The following is an 18,178-nucleotide window of genomic DNA, read 5'->3' as shown; positions in this document are numbered from 1 at the left end:
CACCCGTGTTACTGTGAAATTGTGCGCGCAGAACTGCTTCTTCTTAGCTGCCGCGGCGAGGCCTCAGACGCGATCTAGCGCAAGGCCCACCCTCGCTGCGGAGTTTGTGTTGCCCGGCCACCCTTTCACCAAGAACCACAGAAAAGGCCCCGATTGTAATGCAGAACGCACAGAAGCCCTCAGGAATGCCGGTCCACCGTTACATCCCGTTCCAGGACCAGATCACCGTTGAACTGCCGGACCGCACCTGGCCCGACAAAGTCATCACCAAGGCCCCGCGCTGGTGCGCCGTGGACCTGCGCGACGGCAACCAGGCCCTCATCGATCCCATGAGCCCGGCCCGCAAGCTGAAGATGTTCCAGCTGCTGGTCCGGATGGGCTACAAGGAGATCGAAGTCGGTTTCCCCTCGGCGTCGCAGACGGACTTCGATTTCGTCCGGCAGCTGATCGAGGGCAACCACATCCCCGACGACGTGACGATCCAGGTGCTGACGCAGGCCCGTGAGCACCTGATTGAGCGGACCTATGAGTCCTTGGTCGGCGCGAAACAGGCGATCGTCCATCTCTACAACTCCACGTCCGTCCTGCAGCGCCGCGTGGTCTTCAACCAGGACGAAGACGGCATCCTGGACATCGCCCTTCAGGGCGCTCGGCTGTGCAAGAAGTACGAGGAAACCCTCGTCGATACGCACATCACCTACGAATACTCGCCCGAGTCCTTCACCGGAACCGAGCTGGAATACGCCATCCGCGTCTGCAACGCGATCGCCGACGTCTTCGAGGCGTCCGCGGACCGGCAGGTCATCATCAATCTGCCCGCCACGGTGGAAATGGCCACCCCCAATGTCTACGCCGACTCCATCGAGTGGATGAGCCGGAACCTGCACCCCCGGGAGGGCATCATCCTCTCCCTGCACCCGCACAATGACCGCGGCACCGGCGTTGCCGCCGCCGAGCTCGGCTACCTGGCCGGCGCAGACCGGATCGAGGGCTGCCTCTTCGGCAACGGCGAGCGGACCGGCAACGTGGACCTGGTGACCCTGGGCCTGAACATGTTCGTCCAGGGCATCGATCCGATGATCGATTTCTCCGACATCGACGAAATCCGCCGCACCGTGGAGTACTGCAACCAACTGCCCGTGGCCGAGCGCTCCCCGTACGGCGGAGACCTGGTCTTCACCGCGTTCTCCGGCTCGCATCAGGACGCGATCAAGAAGGGCCTGGAGGCCCTCGAAAAGGATGCGGCCGCGGCGGGCAAGGACGTGGCCGACTACACCTGGCAGGTCCCGTACCTGCCGGTCGACCCGAAGGACCTTGGCCGCAGCTACGAGGCGGTCATCCGCGTCAACTCGCAGTCCGGCAAGGGCGGCGTCGCGTACCTGCTCAAGAACGAACACAGCCTGGACCTGCCGCGCCGCGCCCAGATCGAGTTCTCCGGCGTCATCCAGAAACGGACCGACACGGTGGGCGGGGAAGTCAGCGGACCCCAGCTGTGGCAGGTCTTCCAGGACGAATACCTGCCCTCGGGTTCGGCCGACACGCAGTGGGGCCGCTACGCCCTCGGCTCGATCAGCACCGAAACTGACGAGGACGGCGCCATGACCCTGACCGCCGCCCTGAAGGTCGACGGAAACCAGGTCCGCCGGACCGGGACCGGCAACGGCCCCATCGCGGCCCTGCTGAGCATCCTGCGCGAGGACGGCGTGGACGTACGCGTCCTGGACTACAGCGAACACGCGCTCTCCGAAGGCGGCAGCGCCCTGGCCGCCGCGTACGTCGAATGCGCCGTGGGGGAGCGCGTGCTCTGGGGTGTCGGGATCGATGCCAACACCAGCACGTCCGCCCTCAAAGCCGTCATCTCGGCCGTGAACCGCGCCATTCGGGACGCCCGCGCCTGATCCGTCCGCCGGCACGGCATGCTCCGGCACGGTGTCCGCCAGGACGGCAGACACAGGCACGGAAGACACTGACCTGACACACCCTGCGCCGCCGGAACACTCCGGCGGCGCAGTGTTTTACCTCGGCGGTGCTGCCCATGCCGTGATTCCGTAAAGACAGTGCGAAGATTAACTGTGGCCCAACAATCCTTCGCAGCGCGCGCCTACCGTGATGACGCCGTCGTACTGCGCACCCACAAGCTGGGCGAGGCCGACCGGATCATCACCCTGCTGACAAAGCACCACGGCCAGGTGCGAGCGGTGGCGAAGGGCGTCCGACGCACCAGCAGCCGATTCGGCGCCAGGCTGGAACCGTTCATGGTGGCCGATCTCCAGCTGATTTCCGGGCGCACCCTGGACGTCGTCACGCAAGCCGTGGCCAAAGGCGCCTACGGCGGAAACATCGCGGCGGACTATGGCCGCTACACGGTGGCGGCCGCCATGACCGAGACAGCAGAGAAGCTCACGGACGTCGACGGCGAAGCCGGAACCGCCCAGTACAACCTGCTGGTTGGTGCACTCGCGTCCCTGAGCCGGGGTGACCACGCCTCCGAACTGATCCTGGATTCGTACCTGCTCCGCGCCCTTGCGACCGGCGGCTGGGCGCCGAGCTTTACCGACTGCGCCCGGTGCGGTGCGCCCGGGCCGCACACGGCCTTTTCCGTGCCGCTGGGCGGCATGGTCTGCCCCGAGTGCCGGCCGCCGGGGTCCCCGGCGCCTGCCCCGGAAACCGTGGTCCTGCTTGGTGCCCTGCTCACCGGGAACTGGACGACGGCGGATGCCTCCGAATCCGTTCACCGCCGGGAAGCGGCCGGCCTGGTGGCCAGCTACCTTCAGTGGCACCTGGAGCGAGTCCTCAAATCCCTCAAACATGTGGAGCGAACGTAAAAGTGGCATTGGGAAGAAGCTTGGGAAGAAACCTGGAGAAGAGCCAGGGGAAGCAGGCCACCGTCCGGCGGCGGACCGCCCCGGTGGTGGCTCCCTATCCGCATCCATCCGGCGCTGTTCCGCCCGCGATTCCCGCGGAGCTCATTCCGAGGCATGTAGCGATCGTCATGGACGGCAACGGACGCTGGGCGAACCAGCGCGGCCTGCCGAGGATCGAGGGCCACAAGGCGGGGGAGCCCGCCCTGCTGGACGTCATGGCCGGCGCGATCGAGCTGGGAATCGAGCACGTCAGCGTATACGCCTTCTCCACCGAGAACTGGCGGCGGTCCCCCGAGGAGGTGCGCTTCCTGATGGGCTTCAACAAGGACGTGCTGCGCCGTCAACGGAACCAGCTCGATGACTGGGGGGTCCGGATCCGCTGGTCCGGGAGGCGTCCGAAACTGTGGGGCTCGGTGATCCGCGAACTCGAAGAGGCCGAGGACTACACCCGCGGCAACAGCACCTGCACCTTGAACATGTGTGTCAACTATGGCGGACGCGCCGAGATCGCCGACGCCGTCGCCGCGATCGCGGAGGAAGTGGCGCAGGGCCGGCTCAAACCGGGCGCCATCACCGAACGGACCATCCAAAAGTTCCTGGACGAGCCGGACTTGCCCGACGTTGACCTGTTCCTGCGCAGCTCCGGCGAGCAGCGGCTGTCCAATTTCATGCTGTGGCAGTCGGCCTACGCCGAGTTCGTGTTCATGGACACCCTGTGGCCGGACGTGGACCGCCGGACGCTGTGGGACGCCGTCGAGATCTATGCCCAGCGGGACCGCCGCTACGGAGGAGCGGTCGACGCCGCTCCCGTCGCAGGCAATCAGGGCACCTGACCGGCCGGCCGGACCGGGCCTCTGCCTGCCGGAGGCGGGCCGCTGCCGCCGGCGCCTAGTTCGCGTCAGCCGAATACGTACGCCCTGAGCCACCGGGACAGCCGGGCATAGGCGTCCGCGCGGACCCGGGGTGCGGAGAGGAAGACGTCATGCAGGGCCCCGTCAATCCGCTCCAGCGTGACGGTCCGGCCCAGGCTAAGCGCTCGTAGGGCGATCGTGTTCACGTCGAGGACCGCGTCGGTGCGGCGCATGGACTCCTTCCAGAACATCCCGTTGGCGCTGGCGCCCGAAATCAGCACGAGGATGGGCACATCGATGTTCAGGCCGCGCGCCACCTTGGACTGACCGCTCAGCACGGCGCTGAGCCAGCCGGCACGGACCGGAAAGGCATGCGGCGGACGGTAGGCATCGTCCAGCGCCCATTCGCCCTCCGCCGCGCTGCTGATGCTGCGCCAGTAGAAGGCACGCTCTGGCAGCCGGATCACCGACTCTGGCCAGAACCGGGCGAACGGCTCCACCATGGTCCGCGCGGCCCGGCGCAGGGCGGGGCTGCCGTGGACCTCCAGCCACGGGCTGTCCAGAACCAGCTGCGATGCCACCCCCGGGTGCCGGTCGGCCCACAGCGCCGCGATGAGGCCGCCGGTGGAGTGGCCCATGAGTATCAGCCGCGGCGCCGCGCCGGCCGGCCGGAGCGAGCCGATGATGCCGATCGCTGCTGTGATTTCGGCGTCGTAGTTGTCCAGGTCCGCGACGTAGCCGCCGTGGGTGCCCGGCCGCAGGCTGCGGCCGTGGTTGTGCATGTCGAGGGCGAAGAACTCAAATCCCTGCCGGGCCCAGAATTCCGCGAGTTCCTCGTTGAAGAAGTAGTCACTCCAGCCGTGCAGGAACAGCACGGCCCGGGCCGGCAGGGCAGATGGTGCCGGTCCCAGCGGGGTATGGCGGACCAGGGTGGCCGTGCGCAGCACGCCGTCAGGTCCGGTGGCCTCGAAGGCGCACGCCTGGAAATCATCCCCCAGTATGTCGGTCCGCCACTGCATCGACTTTCCTCCTGCGCCGTTGCCTGCGCCGCTGACTATGCTGCGGACGCCGCGGAGCGGCCGGCCGAACGTCCGGAGAAGAGGCACCCGCCCAGGAATGTCCCCTCGAGGGCCCGGTAGCCGTGAATTCCGCCGCCGCCGAACCCTGCGGCTTCTCCGGCGGCGAACAGCCCGGGTACGGGCTGCCCGGTCACGTCCAGGACCCGCGACTGCAGATCCGTGTGCAGGCCGCCGAGGCTCTTGCGTGTCAGGACGGAGAGCCGGACGGCAAGCAACGGACCGTGGCGCGGATCCAGCAGCCGGTGCGGTGGCGCCACCCGCATGATCTTGTCGGTGGCGAAACGGCGCGCGGCCCGAATGGCCGCCAGCTGCGGATCCTTGCCAAGCCCGCTGGAAAACTGCCGGTCCCGGTCGCGGATCAGCTGGTCCAGGGCCCCGGGGTCAATGAGCTGTCCGCCCGTCAATTCGTTCATTTGGCAGGCCAGTCCGGCGGGGCTGTCCGCCTGCAGGAAGTCGACTCCGCGGTCCAGGAAACGCTGCAGCGGCGTGTCGCTGCCGGGCTTCAGCCTGGCGGCCAGCAGGCGGACATCCTTGCCCGTGACATCCGGGTTCTGCTCTGATCCGGACAGGGCGAACTCCTTCAGGGCGATGGTCCTGTTGAGGACAAACCAGGAATGGGCATGTCCGGTGGCCAGAATGTGGCGGAGGGCGCCGAGGGAATCGAATCCGGGAAACAGGGGAGGGGGGAGGGCCCGCCCCGTAGCATCCAGCCACAGGGCCGACGGCCCGGGCAGGATCCGGATGCCGTGCCGCGGCCAGACCGGGGCATGGTTGTGGATGCCCTCCGGGTAGTGCCACATCCGGTCGCCATTGATGAGGTTCCCGCCGGCCCGACCTACGGCCGGCAGGAAGTCCCCGTCCACGGAAGCGGGTACGCCGCTCAGCATCCGCTCCGGCGCAACGCCGCCGGGCCACTGCCTGCGGACCGAATCGTGGTTGCCGCCGATCCCGCCGCTCGTCACCACCACCGCCGCGGCCACGGCCTCGAAACTGCCTGCCGGGCGCCTTGAGGATCTTTCGCCCCGCCCCGCGCTGCTGGCCTCGAGCAGTTCGCCGCGCACGCCGCTCACCCGGCCCGCGGTTTTCACAAGCTCAGTGGCGCGGTGTCGGAAATGAAAGGACACGCGCCCGGCGGCTTCGCCCTCGCGCAGTTTGGCAAGGAAGGGAGCCACCAGGGCAGGTCCCGTGCCCCATGTGACATGGAAGCGCGGGACAGTGTTGCCGTGGCCGTCCGGGCCGTAGCCGCCGCGTTCGGCCCACTGCACCAAGGGAAACAGCCGGACGCCCAGCGACGCGAGCCACGCACGTTTCTCCCCGGCGGCAAAGTTCACGTACGCCGCCGCCCACTCCTTCGCCAGCGCGTCCGCCGGCCTGTCGAATCCTGCGGACGCATGCCAGTCGGTGAGGGCCAGTTCTTCGCTGTCCCGCACCCCGAGCCGCCGCTGTTCCGGGGAGTTGACCAGGAAGAGGCCGCCGAAGGACCAGTGCGCCTGGCCGCCGACGGAGGCCTCGGGTTCCTGATCGAGCACGGCCACCCGCCGGCCGGCGGCATAGGCCTGGGCCGCCGCGACGAGCCCGGCCAGGCCCGCCCCGACCACCACGACATCGGCCTCGATCCCGCGCGCCGGCGCCCCGCGGCCGTCCGTTCCGACACCATCATTGCTGGTCATGGCTTCATGCTAACTCTCCCCGGCGCTGTTCGGCCGCCGGGTCCACGGCGCTGGGCGCCGCAGTCACAACCGCAGTCACACCGACAGTCACAACCGCAGTCACAACGGGCGTCCGCCCGAGCGCTGGTTTGGTCTGCGCGGCCCGAACCGGAAAACTAGAGGCATGCGCGTATATCCCACATTCTTCCGGCTGGCCTTCTCATGGATGGACGCCGAACGCGCCCATAAGATCGGTTTCAAGGCCATCCGGCTCGCCCACAGTTGCGGCGCCGGGCGGCTGCTGCAGAAGGTCACGGCCCCCGCAGCATCCCTGCAGACCCAGGCGTTCGGCCTGACCTTCCCCTCCCCGTTCGGACTCGCTGCCGGCTTCGACAAGGAAGGCCACGGCATCGAGGCGCTGACCGAGCTCGGCTTCGGCCATGTGGAAGTCGGCACGATCACCGGTCAGGCCCAGCCCGGGAACCCGGCGCCGCGGCTGTTCCGCCTCGTGGAGGACAGGGCCGTCGTCAACCGGATGGGGTTCAATAACGACGGCGCCGCGGCGGTGGCCCCGCGCCTGAAGTCCGCCCGCGCCGCCCTGCAGCGCCACCAGCCCGGCGTGCGGCCCGTGATCGGGGTGAACATCGGCAAGAGCAAGGTGGTTGGGCTCGAAGATGCGGTGTCCGATTACCTCATCAGTGCGCGCAGCCTGGCCCCGGCCGCCGACTATCTGGTGGTGAACGTCAGCTCGCCCAACACGCCCGGCCTCCGGCTGCTTCAGGACGTGGAGACGCTGCGCCCGCTGCTGACCGCAGTGGGCGAGGAAGCGGACAAGGCCGCCGGCCGCCACGTTCCCCTCCTGGTCAAGATCGCGCCTGACCTCAGCGATGAGGACATCGACGACGTCGCGCGCCTGGCGCTGGACCTCAAGCTGGACGGCATTATCGCAACCAACACCACGATCGCCCGCACCGGGCTCGTCTCCAGCCCGGACAAGGTTGAAGCGTGCGGGGCCGGTGGCCTTTCCGGCGCGCCCCTCAAGCAACGGTCCCTGGATGTCCTGGCCCGGCTCAAGTCCGTGACGGGCGGAGCGCTGACGCTCGTCTCAGTGGGCGGTGTCGAAACCGCGCAGGATGTGCAGGAACGGCTGGACGCCGGCGCCACCCTCGTCCAGGGCTACACGGCATTCCTCTACGAGGGACCCTTCTGGGCCGCCCGGATCAACCGGCTGCTGGCCATGCACCCGAGCCGGCGCTAGGCATCACGGGGCGATCAGGCCCCGGACAGATCGCAGCAAACGAGAAGCCCCCGGCAGATGACTGCCGGGGGCTTCTCGTTTGAAGACGACTGGGAGGGAATGTCAGACGGGGAACTGGCCGCGGTTGACCTGGGGCTTGGGCAGGCGCAGGCGGCGGAACTGAAGGGAGCGCATGGAGCCGTACCAGACGGTGCCGCGCTCGACGTCGCCGAACTTTTCGCCAAGACGCTTCTTGAGTTTGCGGGAGAGGATGAAGACGTCCACGAAGACCGCGAGGAACATGACCCAGAAGCCGCCCAGGACGTAGACCATCTGCGCGCTGGAGGCCGGCACGAGCAGCGAGATGATGACGAAGAGCAGGGCACCGAACATGAGGTACTCGCCCAGGCTGAAGCGTGCATCGACGTAATCACGGGCGAAACGCTTCTGCGGACCCTTGTCGCGCAAGGGCAGGAACTTCTCGTCACCGCTGTCCATGGCTTGCCGCATCTTGAGCCGCTGCTCCGCGACGGCGGCGCGCTCGGCCGCCTTGGAGGCCTTGCGGTCCTCCGGCACGAGGGGCCGCTTGCGGGCCGCTACCTGGGCGCTGCGCTTGGGCGTGGGTGCGCCCTTGCCGGTCACGGTGCCCCGGGCTGCTGCCTCGGCTGCCTGCTGGTCAACTATTTCCTGCGCCGATGGCGCTTCCTTTTTACGTCCAAACACCCCTAAAGAATACCCCGCAGACACGGGTCCGAGACCCAGCCCACACGGCGCAGGCCCGGCGACGATGCTGTTTGTCGTGATCCAGCGCACGGGTAGTCTTTTGGCCATGACTTCATCAACCGCGGGGAACCCGCTGACCACTATGGACCACGACGGCACCATCGATGCCGAGGCCCTCCGCCAGGCCGTTGCCGAATCGTTCGACGAAACGATCGGCCAGCTGACGGACCTTGTTGCCATTCCGGGCATCGCCTGGCCAAGCTTTGATCCTGCCCCGCTGAACCGCAGCGCCGACGCCGTCGCCGCCCTCGTGCGGGCCAGCGGTTTCGACGACGTGCGGATCCTGCGCTGCGACAAGGAAGACGGGACACCCGGCGGCCCCGCCGTCGTCGCGCGCCGTCCAGCTGCCGAGGGCAAGCCGACAGTTCTGCTCTACGCCCACCACGACGTCCAGCCCACGGGTGATCTGGCGCTATGGGAAACCGACCCCTTCACCGCCGTCGAACGCGACGGGCGGCTCTTCGGCCGCGGTGCCGCCGATGACAAGGCCGGCATCCTCGCCCACATCGCCGCCTACTCGGCCGTGACGCGCGTGCTCGGAGACGAGCTGGGCCTCGGCGTGACGTTCTTCTTCGAGGGCGAAGAAGAGGCCGGCTCGCCAACGTTCCGGCAGTTCCTCGAGACGCACCGCGAGCTTCTCCGCTCCGACGTGATCGTCGTGGCCGACTCCAGCAACTGGAAGGTGGGCATTCCTGCCCTGACCACCAGCCTGCGCGGCCTGGTGGACGGCACCATCGAGGTCAAGGTCCTGGACCACGCGGTGCACTCGGGCATGTTCGGCGGCCCGGTGCTGGACGCGCCGACCCTGCTGGCCCGCCTGATCGCGACCCTCCACGACGACGAGGGCAGCGTCGCGATCAAGGGCCTGGTGAGCCGCGACGACGTGGTGGTCGACCTCACCGAGGAGGAGTACCGCGCCGATGCCTCCGTGCTCGACGGCGTGAAGCTCGCCGGGACCGGGAGCATTGCCTCGCGCATGTGGACCAAGCCGGCCTTGTCCATCATCGGTTTTGACGCCCCGGCCGTGGACGTAGCCTCCAACACCCTGCTGCCGCGGGCCCGGGCCAAGTTCAGCCTGCGCCTGGCCCCCGGGCAGGACCCCGCAGCCGCCATGGATGCTGTCCGCAAGCACGTCGAGGAGAACGCGCCGTTCGGCGCGCAGGTGGTGTTCACCCCGGGGGAGAGCGGCAGCTCCTTCCTGACGGACACCAGCTCGAAGGCCGCGTCCGTGGCCATGTGGGCGCTGGGCGAGGCCTGGGGCGTACCCGCCGTCGAAATGGGGATCGGCGGGTCCATTCCGTTCATCGCGGATCTGACCGAGCTCTACCCGGACGTGCAGATCCTGGTCACCGGCGTCGAGGATCCCGATTCCCGGGCCCACAGCGCCAACGAATCGCTGCACCTGGGCGACTTCCGGAACGCGATCGTCGCCGAGGCCCTGCTGCTCGCGCGCCTCAACGACGAAGGTGCGCTCTAGCCGCCCGGCCCCTCCGGCCCCCGGGGGAACATCCAGCCGTCTCACACGGTTACGTCAGAAGTTAGAGCTAGAAGGCTGCGCGAAGTAGCATGTAGCTATAGCCCATACCGTTTAAGTAGGGGCGGGCACCGTGCTAGCGGGGCCGCCACCACCGTTGCAAGAAGGTAGGCCATGAGCACTACAACCAATGAAAACAGCGCCGACACCACAGCCGCCCAGGCCGGCGAGCTGGCCACGCACGAGGTCAAGCTGACCGACGTCGCGGCCGGAAAGGTCCGCAGCCTCCTGGAGCAGGAAGGCCGCACCGATCTGCGCCTCCGCGTTGCCGTGCAGCCTGGCGGTTGCTCCGGCCTGATCTACCAGCTCTACTTCGACGAGCGGCTGCTCGACGGGGACGCGGTGCGCGACTACGACGGCGTTGAAGTCGTCGTCGACAAGATGAGTGTTCCTTACCTCAGCGGTGCCAGCATCGATTTCGAGGACACCATCGCCAAGCAGGGCTTCACGATCGACAATCCCAATGCCGGCGGGTCCTGCGCCTGCGGAGATTCTTTCCACTAATTCCTTCCACTGAGGCCGGGCATTTTGCCCGGCCTCAGTGCCGCAGGATCCTCAACGAGCGGCACCGGCAAAAAGCTCCCGACGCACGGTGCGGACATGTGGGCGAAAACTCCTGGAGAGCGGTAAGCTCTACACCGAGTAGTAAAACTTTTCGTTTGCCCTGCCCGTAATCTGCGGGGCAACAGCAACAAGTAGGAAGGGCCGTCTGTGAGTTCGCAGAACCGAACCGGCAGCCGACGCAAAAAGATCACTACGATCACTGGCTTGGCACTAGCCGGCGCGTTGGCTTTGACTGGATGTTCACCAGAGGTACAGAAGGGCTGGTTGCCCACCGAGCGTGGCACCACCAATCACACTGACCTCATCATGGACCTCTGGGTCAACTCATGGATTGCCGCGCTGGTCGTCGGCATCATCACCTGGGGCCTGATGATCTGGTGCGTCGTCGCTTATCGCCGCCGCAAGGGCACCGTGGGCTTCCCCCGCCAGAACAGCTTCAACCTTCCGCTTGAAGTGTTCTACCTGACGATCCCGCTGTTCATGGTCCTGGTGTTCTTCTACTTCACCGACCGCGACCAGGCATCGATCGATGACCGCTCACAGCCGGCCGACGTCGTCGTCGACGTCCGCGGCAAGCAGTGGGCATGGGACTTCAACTACCTGAAGGGCGACGTCGTCACTGAGGACGTCCACGAAGCAGGCGTCCAGGCGCACCTGACCGGTAACGACGTGGACAAGGAAAAGCTGCCCACCCTTTACCTGCCGGTCAACAAGTCCGTTGACCTCGAGCTCAACGCACGCGACGTCATCCACTCCTTCTGGGTGCCGGCCTTCCTGCAGAAGCGGGACATGATTCCCGGCAAGACCAACTACATCCGGTTGACTCCCACCCGGGAGGGCACCTACGACGGCAAGTGCGCCGAACTTTGTGGCGAGTACCACTCCGAAATGCTGTTCCGCGTGAAGGTTGTCTCCGAGTCGGAGTTCCAGGCGCACATGAACAAGCTGCGCCAGGACGGGAACACCGGCCTGCTCGGTGAAGAGTACGACCGCAACCCGGCCCCGACCGAAACCAAGTAAGGGGAGCGACGTGGCAACTTACACTCAATCCGCCGGGACCCTCGAGGCTCCCGTTGTACCGAAGTCCAAAGGACGCATCGTCGTCAACTGGATCACCTCGACCGACCACAAAACGATCGGGTACATGTACCTGATCGCGTCGTTCATCTTCTTCTGCTTCGGCGGCATCATGGCGCTGCTGATCCGTGCCGAGCTCTTCGAGCCCGGCATGCAGATCCTGCAGACCAAAGAGCAGTACAACCAGCTGTTCACCATGCACGGCACCGTGATGCTCCTGATGTTCGCGACGCCGCTGTTCGCCGGCTTCACCAACGTCATCATGCCGCTGCAGATCGGTGCCCCCGACGTCGCGTTCCCGCGACTGAACGCACTGGCCTTCTGGTTCTTCCTCTTCGGCTCCACGATCGCCGTATCCGGCTTCATCACCCCGCAGGGTGCCGCGTCCTTCGGCTGGTTCGCTTACGCGCCGCTGTCCAACACGACGTTCAGCCCCGGCGTGGGCGGTGACCTCTGGGTCTTCGGCCTGGCGCTCTCCGGCTTCGGCACCATCCTTGGTGCGGTCAACTTCATCACCACCATCATCTGCATGCGCGCCCCGGGCATGACCATGTGGCGGATGCCGATCTTCACCTGGAACGCCCTTGTGACCTCCATCCTGGTCCTGATGGCCTTCCCGCCGCTGGCCGCCGCGCTGTTTGCCCTCGGTGCCGACCGCCGCTTTGGTGCGCACATCTTCGATCCTGAGAACGGCGGTGCCGTCCTCTGGCAGCACCTCTTCTGGTTCTTCGGCCACCCTGAGGTCTACATCATCGCGCTGCCGTTCTTCGGCATCGTCTCTGAGATTTTCCCGGTCTTCAGCCGCAAGCCGATCTTCGGCTACAAGGGCTTGGTCTACGCGACCATCTCCATCGCCGCGCTGTCCGTGACCGTGTGGGCACACCACATGTACGTCACCGGCTCGGTCCTGCTGCCGTTCTTCTCCTTCATGACGATGCTCATCGCCGTTCCGACCGGCGTGAAGTTCTTCAACTGGATCGGCACCATGTGGCGCGGTTCCATCACCTTTGAGACGCCCATGCTGTGGAGCATCGGCTTCCTGGCGACGTTCCTCTTCGGTGGGCTCACCGGCATCATCCTGGCCTCGCCGCCGCTGGACTTCCACGTCTCGGACTCCTACTTCGTGGTGGCGCACTTCCACTACGTGGTCTTCGGTACTGTCGTGTTCGCCATGTTCGCCGGCTTCTACTTCTGGTGGCCCAAGTGGACCGGCAAGATGCTCAACGAGCGCCTCGGCAAGATCCACTTCTGGATGCTGTTCCTCGGTTTCCACGGCACCTTCCTGATCCAGCACTGGCTGGGTGTCGAGGGCATGCCCCGCCGTTATGCCGATTACATGCCGCAGGACAACTTCACGTGGATGAACCAGTTCTCCACCATCGCCTCGTTCGTCCTCGGCGCCTCGCTGATTCCGTTCTTCTGGAACGTCTACATCACCTGGCGCAGCAACGAGCGCGTGGAAGTTGATGACCCGTGGGGCTTCGGTGCCTCGCTCGAGTGGGCCACGTCCTGCCCGCCGCCGCGCCACAACTTCACGTCCCTGCCCCGCATCCGCTCCGAGCGTCCTGCCCTGGACCTGCACCACCCGGAGCTCTCCCAGTCCTACACCGCGGATTCACCTGCTCCAGCAGCAGCGGCCCTCGGTAACGCCGACCAGAAGGACACTGCCAAGTGAAAATCGAATCAAGGATCTTTGGCTACGGCGTCTTCTTCTTCGTGCCGGTGGCATTCATCTACGGTTACCTGACTAACTGGACCGAATGGGTGGGCGCGCTGGCCATCCTGCTGGTTGGCGGGCTCGCCGGCATGATCGGCGCCTACCTGGGCTTCACCGGCCGCCGCGTGGGCATGCGCCCCGAGGACCGCAACGACGCTGAAATCCACGAAGGCGCCGGCGAACAGGGACACTTCAGTCCCTGGAGCTGGTGGCCGCTGATGCTCGGCCTGTCCTGCGCCGCCGGGTTCCTCGGCCTGGCCGTGGGCTGGTGGATCGTCTTCATCGCCGGCGGAATGGCAGTAGTGGCTCTCGTCGGCTGGGTCTACGAGTACAGCCGCGGTGACCACGCGCACTAGCGTCCACGTCCACCCGGACTAAAATTCAGATTGCACGACGGCGGGCCCCACCATTGGTGGGGCCCGCCGTCGTTTGTGCCCCAGTACGGGGTGCGGCGCGCGCCTGCGCGGGTCTAGTGCGCCTGCTGCGCGGGCGTGTTGTGCGGGAGCCTGGTGCGGTGCGGGTCTGGAAGGCTCAGGCTGCGGCTGCCGACTCCAGGAGGATCCGGAGGTCCTCCAGCGCACCCTCGGCCTCCGAAAGGCTGCAGAACGCCGGGAGGGCCTCCGCCGCGACGGCCAGTTCCACTTCGCAGCCACACTCAAAGTCTTCCGTCATGACCTCCAGCAGCGAGCGGGCGTCGACGCCGGGCCTGCCGTCCTTGCTGATGGTCACCGGGAGGCCGGTGGCCGTGACGGCCCGGACAAATACTGCCGCCGGCCGGGCGTGGAGGCCGATGGCGGCCGTGACAATTGCCTTGCGAACTGGCAACGGGACTCCCTCATGCTGGTGTTGGTTCAGTAGGTGGTGCTGGTCTATAGGTGGTGCTGCGGGACGGGCTGTTCCCTACGGCAGGCGTCCGGTTAGGCAGGCGTGCCCAGAACTGGCGTTCCAGCAGACTGGGCGGGCGCCATTGCCCCGGTTCCGGTCTGCAACTTCAAGGGTAGCCGCGGGGGCGGGGCCCGCACGACTTGAGTCGACAGTGGTCTAGACCTGCCGGGCCGCGGGCTTACCCTTGAGATATGAGTGTTTTTCCCGCGTCGTGCCCCAATCGGAGGCTGAACCATGGCGTCCTCTAACGCATCCAAGATGATCGGCGAGATCGACCGTCAGAGCGGGGTGCCGATCTACGTGCAACTCCGGGAAATCCTGCGGGCGCACATCGCTGCCGCCTGCCCGCCGGGATCCGCGCTGCCGTCCGAACGAGACCTCGCCCAGCGCTTCGGCCTTGCCCGGATGACCGTCCGCCAGGCAATCGATGCCCTCGTGGGCGAGGAAGTCATCGAGCGCGTCGTTGGGCTGGGCACGTTCGTGCGCAAACCCAAACTGGATCTCCAGGTAAAGCTGACCTCCTACAGCGAAGAGATGCAGCGCCGCGGCATGGTCCCGGCCGCCAAAGTGCTGAGCTTTGAGCAGATTAGCGCCAGCGCCTTCCTGGCCCGGGAGCTGCAGTTGGAGGAGGGGACGCCCCTGGTCCGGTTCCGGCGCCTCCTGCTGGCCGACAGTGAGCCAATGAGCGTGGACGAGAACTTCATCCCGGCCCACCGGGTCCCCGGCTTGCTCGACGGCGAGCCGCCCACATCCCTCTACAACGTGCTGAGCGAACGCTACGGGCTGGTGATGGAATGGGGGGAGGACATGATCGAGGCGACGGCCGCATCCCCGTCGACAGCCCGGCTCCTGAATGTCGAGGTTGGAACTCCGCTGCTGAAGATCCAGCGCCATGCGTTCGTGGCCCGCGCCATGGTGGACTACTCCGTGTCCTATTACCGGGCTGACCGCTACAAGCTCTGGGTGCCCCTGCAGCGCCCCGGCGTCCGGCCCACCCGCAACTACGCCTCGGGGTACCGTCCGTAGCCACAACAACGCAGCTGTTCGATAGGCAGCAGAAACAAAGGAAGGCCCGGTCCCCAAGGGGACCGGGCCTTCCTGTCTAGCTGTCTTGCTTGGTGCTGCTTAGTGGCTCAGCGTCTTCTGAGACTCTGCCGCCTCGACGGCCTCGTGGGCGCCGTGGTGGCCGTGAGCGGCCTCCAGTTCTGCGGGAGTGGCCGGGGCAACCCGGTCTTCGAAGAACCAGCGTGATAGCTTCGCGCGGCGCTTTTCCTTGCGGTCCACGACGCCGTGCTCGTTCGGCACCGCGGGCAGCGGGGCCGGCGACTCGAAGCCGACCAGCTTGTAGCGCTTGTATTCATCCAGCGGGGCGTGGACCTCGATGAACTCTCCGTGCGGCAGGCGCACGATGCGGCCGGTTTCGCGGCCGTGCAGGGCAATCTCGCGGTCCTTGCGCTGGAGCGCCAGGGCAACGCGCTTCGTGACGATGAAGGCGATAACCGGGCCGATGAAGAACAGCGCGCGCAGCCAGTAGGTCACATCGTTCAGGGCCACGTGGAAGTGGGTGGCGATGAGGTCCGAGCCGGCGGCTGCCCACATGACGCAGTACCAAACGAAACCGGCCATGCCGATTGCCGTACGGGTAGGAGCATTGCGGGGACGGTCCAGGACGTGGTGCTCGCGGTTGTCCTTGGTGATCCAGCGTTCAATCCACGGGTAGGCGAACATGACGGTGAAGAGGATGCCCGCGGGGACGAGGGCCGGCAGCAGCACGTTGAAGGTGAACATGTAGCCGAACCACACCTGCTCGACCTTCCAGTCACCGATCGTGCCCGGCATCAGGCGCAGGGCGCCGTCAACGAAGCCGATGTACCAGTCAGGCTGCGTGCCTGCAGAAACCGGGGAGGGGTCGTACGGGCCGTAGTTCCAGATCGGGTTGATGGTGAAGAACGCCGCCATGATGGCAACGACACCGAACACGATGAAGAAGAAGCCGCCGGCCTTCGCCGCGTAAACAGGTCCCAGGGGGTAACCGACGACGTTGCCGTCATTGCGGCCGGGGCCGGGGTACTGCGTGTGCTTGTGCACAACCACCATGAAGAGGTGCATCACGATCATCAGCAGGATGAGCGCGGGAACCAGGAGGATGTGGAGCATGTACAGGCGGCTGATGATCATGGTGCCCGGGAACTCGCCGCCGAAGAGGAAGAACGAGGTGTACGTGCCGATGACCGGGATGGACTTGATGACGCCGTCGATGATGCGCAGGCCGTTGCCGGAGAGCAGGTCATCGGGGAGTGAGTAGCCGGTGAAGCCTGCGGCCATGGACAGGATGAGCAGGACGCTGCCCACCACCCAGTTCAGTTCGCGGGGCTTACGGAATGCGCCGGTGAAGAACACACGGAGCATGTGCACGGACACGGACGCGACGAACAGCAGGGCTGCCCAGTGGTGTACCTGGCGCATGAACATCCCACCGCGGACATCAAAGGAGATGTTCAGGGAGGAACTGTACGCCACGGACATTTCGACGTTCTTCAGCGGTGTGTACGAACCCGCGTAGTGCGTCTCCGCCATGGACGGGTCGAAGAAGAACGTCAGGAACGTGCCCGAGAGGAGCAGGATGACGAAGGAATAGAGCGCCACTTCGCCGAACATGAACGACCAGTGGTCCGGGAAAACCTTCCGGCCGAATTCGCGGAGGATTCCGGAGCCGCCAACACGCTGGTCGACGAAGTCGGTGATGCGGCCGCCCGACGTCTTGGCGACGAAGACAGAGGCATCAGGCGTTGCGTTCGAGGACATGCTGCTCACGCTCCCAGTAGGTCGGTCCGACGGGTTCATGGAAGTCGCTCGTGGCGACAAGGTAGCCCTCGGAGTCCACTGCGATAGGCAGCTGGGGGAGAGGGCGGCTGGCAGGGCCGAAGATAACCTTGCACTGCTGAGTCAGGTCGAAGGTTGACTGGTGGCACGGGCACAGCAGGTGGTGGGTCTGCTGTTCGTACAGGGCAACAGGGCAACCAACGTGGGTGCAGATCTTCGAGTAGGCAACGATTCCGTTGTAGGCCCAATCTGCGCGGCCAGGGGAGGGATTGAGCAACTCGGGGTCCAGACGCATGAGCAGGACGACCGACTTGGCCTTCTCGTTCAGCTTTCCCTCGCTCAGTTCGTTCAGCCCCTCAGGGATGACGTGGAACGCAGAGCCCATGGTGACGTCCGCGGCCTTGATGGGTGTGCCGTCGGGGTCGCGGGCCAGCCGCTTGAGCCTGCCGTCCGGGGCCGGTGCCCACAGGGTGTGGGCCAGCTTGTCGTCCGGCCGGGGGCCGAGGTCACCGAAGATGGCCAGGGCCGGCAGGGGGGCGAGGGCGACGGCGCCGAGCAGGGTGTTGCGGATCAGTGGCCGGCGCTTGATACCGGTTTCCTCGACGATGTCATCGACGATGCGCACGGCAGCCTGGCGGTCTTCCTCGGTGCGGATCGCGTGGCGCTCTTCCGAGACCTCGTGGTCCGGCATAAGTGCCTTGGCCCAGTGGACGATACCGGTGCCGATGCCCAGCATCGCGAATGCGGTGCCGATGCCCAGCAGTGCATTCTGGAGACGGATCGTGGCGATCGGGGAGTCGTGCCCCAGATCGATCGCGAAATACGCCACCAGGAATATCAAGGTGCCAACGACCGAGATGCCGAACAGAAGGGCTACCTGCCGTTCTGCTTTCTTGGCGGCCTTCGGGTCCGTGTCAGCCAGGCGCAAACGGTGCGGGGGAATTCCAGGATCCTGGAACTTCTCCACCTCATTCTGACCAGCCGTAGCTACGGTGCCCGAGTCGTTCGGACCGCCGTCACTATGGTTGCCCATAATTCGCCTCATCCTTCTCTCGTCTCGGCGAGTGCCGAGTTAGGTTTCAATTCAAACTGCTGACGGGTCAGCAGAAAATTCT

Annotated in this window: 16 protein-coding genes; 10 read left to right on the top strand and 6 right to left on the bottom strand. The window is 66.1% G+C overall.

Annotated features, from left to right (window positions below):
• Positions 1-158: 158 nt before the first annotated feature.
• From leuA to LQV16_RS07750, 3 genes are all read left to right on the top strand, one after another.
• Positions 159-1,898, top strand: coding sequence for a 2-isopropylmalate synthase (leuA, locus tag LQV16_RS07760; RefSeq protein ID WP_229993330.1), 1,740 nt, complete (start codon positions 159-161; stop codon positions 1,896-1,898).
• Between the two features lie 174 nt (positions 1,899-2,072).
• On the top strand, positions 2,073-2,825 hold the full coding sequence (gene recO / locus LQV16_RS07755; protein ID WP_229993329.1) for a DNA repair protein RecO: 753 nt from the start codon (positions 2,073-2,075) through the stop codon (positions 2,823-2,825).
• Between the two features lie 20 nt (positions 2,826-2,845).
• Positions 2,846-3,697 carry an isoprenyl transferase gene (locus tag LQV16_RS07750; RefSeq protein WP_229993328.1) on the top strand — a complete coding sequence of 284 codons (852 nt, stop codon included), beginning with the start codon at positions 2,846-2,848 and terminating at the stop codon, positions 3,695-3,697.
• Between the two features lie 65 nt (positions 3,698-3,762).
• Here the strand turns inward: LQV16_RS07750 and LQV16_RS07745 are convergent, their stop codons facing one another.
• Together LQV16_RS07745 and LQV16_RS07740 are read right to left on the bottom strand one after the other, a co-directional pair.
• Positions 3,763-4,734 carry an alpha/beta hydrolase gene (locus LQV16_RS07745; RefSeq protein WP_229993327.1) on the bottom strand — a complete coding sequence of 324 codons (972 nt, stop codon included), beginning with the start codon at positions 4,732-4,734 and terminating at the stop codon, positions 3,763-3,765.
• A 35-nt stretch (positions 4,735-4,769) separates the two neighbouring features.
• Positions 4,770-6,464: an FAD-binding dehydrogenase gene (locus LQV16_RS07740; RefSeq protein WP_229993326.1), complete on the bottom strand. Its 1,695-nt coding sequence runs from the start codon at positions 6,462-6,464 to the stop codon at positions 4,770-4,772.
• 163 nt (positions 6,465-6,627) lie between these two features.
• On the opposite strand from LQV16_RS07740, the gene LQV16_RS07735 reads away from it, so the two are divergent.
• Positions 6,628-7,701, top strand: coding sequence for a quinone-dependent dihydroorotate dehydrogenase (locus tag LQV16_RS07735; protein ID WP_229993325.1), 1,074 nt, complete (start codon positions 6,628-6,630; stop codon positions 7,699-7,701).
• A gap of 102 nt (positions 7,702-7,803) precedes the next feature.
• Here the strand turns inward: LQV16_RS07735 and LQV16_RS07730 are convergent, their stop codons facing one another.
• On the bottom strand, positions 7,804-8,403 hold the full coding sequence (locus tag LQV16_RS07730) for a DUF3043 domain-containing protein (RefSeq protein WP_229993324.1): 600 nt from the start codon (positions 8,401-8,403) through the stop codon (positions 7,804-7,806).
• A 142-nt stretch (positions 8,404-8,545) separates the two neighbouring features.
• Here LQV16_RS07730 and LQV16_RS07725 point away from each other — a divergent pair, with 142 nt between their 5' ends.
• The 5 genes from LQV16_RS07725 to LQV16_RS07705 all read left to right on the top strand — a co-directional run bounded on the left by LQV16_RS07725 (position 8,546) and on the right by LQV16_RS07705 (position 13,711).
• Positions 8,546-9,940, top strand: coding sequence for a dipeptidase (locus LQV16_RS07725; protein WP_229993355.1), 1,395 nt, complete (start codon positions 8,546-8,548; stop codon positions 9,938-9,940).
• A 171-nt stretch (positions 9,941-10,111) separates the two neighbouring features.
• On the top strand, positions 10,112-10,501 hold the full coding sequence (locus tag LQV16_RS07720) for an iron-sulfur cluster assembly accessory protein (protein WP_090580934.1): 390 nt from the start codon (positions 10,112-10,114) through the stop codon (positions 10,499-10,501).
• A 207-nt stretch (positions 10,502-10,708) separates the two neighbouring features.
• Entirely contained in the window at positions 10,709-11,581 is an 873-nt protein-coding gene (coxB, locus tag LQV16_RS07715) for a cytochrome c oxidase subunit II (protein WP_229993323.1), read from the top strand.
• Positions 11,582-11,591: 10 nt separating this feature from the next.
• Complete coding sequence (ctaD, locus tag LQV16_RS07710) at positions 11,592-13,313, top strand: cytochrome c oxidase subunit I (protein ID WP_229993322.1); 1,722 nt, start codon at positions 11,592-11,594, stop codon at positions 13,311-13,313.
• Positions 13,310-13,711, top strand: coding sequence for a cytochrome c oxidase subunit 4 (locus tag LQV16_RS07705; protein ID WP_026537311.1), 402 nt, complete (start codon positions 13,310-13,312; stop codon positions 13,709-13,711). The genes ctaD and LQV16_RS07705 overlap by 4 nt, the downstream gene beginning before the upstream one ends.
• A 175-nt stretch (positions 13,712-13,886) precedes the next feature.
• Here LQV16_RS07705 and LQV16_RS07700 read toward each other — a convergent pair whose 3' ends face one another.
• On the bottom strand, positions 13,887-14,180 hold the full coding sequence (locus tag LQV16_RS07700) for an HPr family phosphocarrier protein (protein WP_229993321.1): 294 nt from the start codon (positions 14,178-14,180) through the stop codon (positions 13,887-13,889).
• Between the two features lie 294 nt (positions 14,181-14,474).
• Between LQV16_RS07700 and LQV16_RS07695 the strand changes: the two genes are divergently transcribed.
• Entirely contained in the window at positions 14,475-15,266 is a 792-nt protein-coding gene (locus tag LQV16_RS07695) for a GntR family transcriptional regulator (protein WP_229993320.1), read from the top strand.
• A gap of 99 nt (positions 15,267-15,365) precedes the next feature.
• Here the strand turns inward: LQV16_RS07695 and LQV16_RS07690 are convergent, their stop codons facing one another.
• Both LQV16_RS07690 and LQV16_RS07685 read right to left on the bottom strand, forming a co-directional pair.
• Positions 15,366-17,045, bottom strand: coding sequence for a ubiquinol-cytochrome c reductase cytochrome b subunit (locus tag LQV16_RS07690; protein WP_229993319.1), 1,680 nt, complete (start codon positions 17,043-17,045; stop codon positions 15,366-15,368).
• Positions 17,023-18,096, bottom strand: a complete 1,074-nt coding sequence (locus LQV16_RS07685; RefSeq protein WP_229993318.1) for a Rieske 2Fe-2S domain-containing protein — start codon at positions 18,094-18,096, stop codon at positions 17,023-17,025. Before LQV16_RS07685 ends, LQV16_RS07690 begins: the two co-directional genes overlap by 23 nt.
• Between the last annotated feature and the right edge of the window lie 82 nt (positions 18,097-18,178).

The organism is Arthrobacter sp. Bi26, from assembly GCF_918697925.1.
In the GTDB taxonomy this organism is placed as follows: Bacteria; Actinomycetota; Actinomycetes; order Actinomycetales; family Micrococcaceae; genus Arthrobacter.
This window is presented reverse-complemented; position numbering and strand designations above follow the sequence as displayed.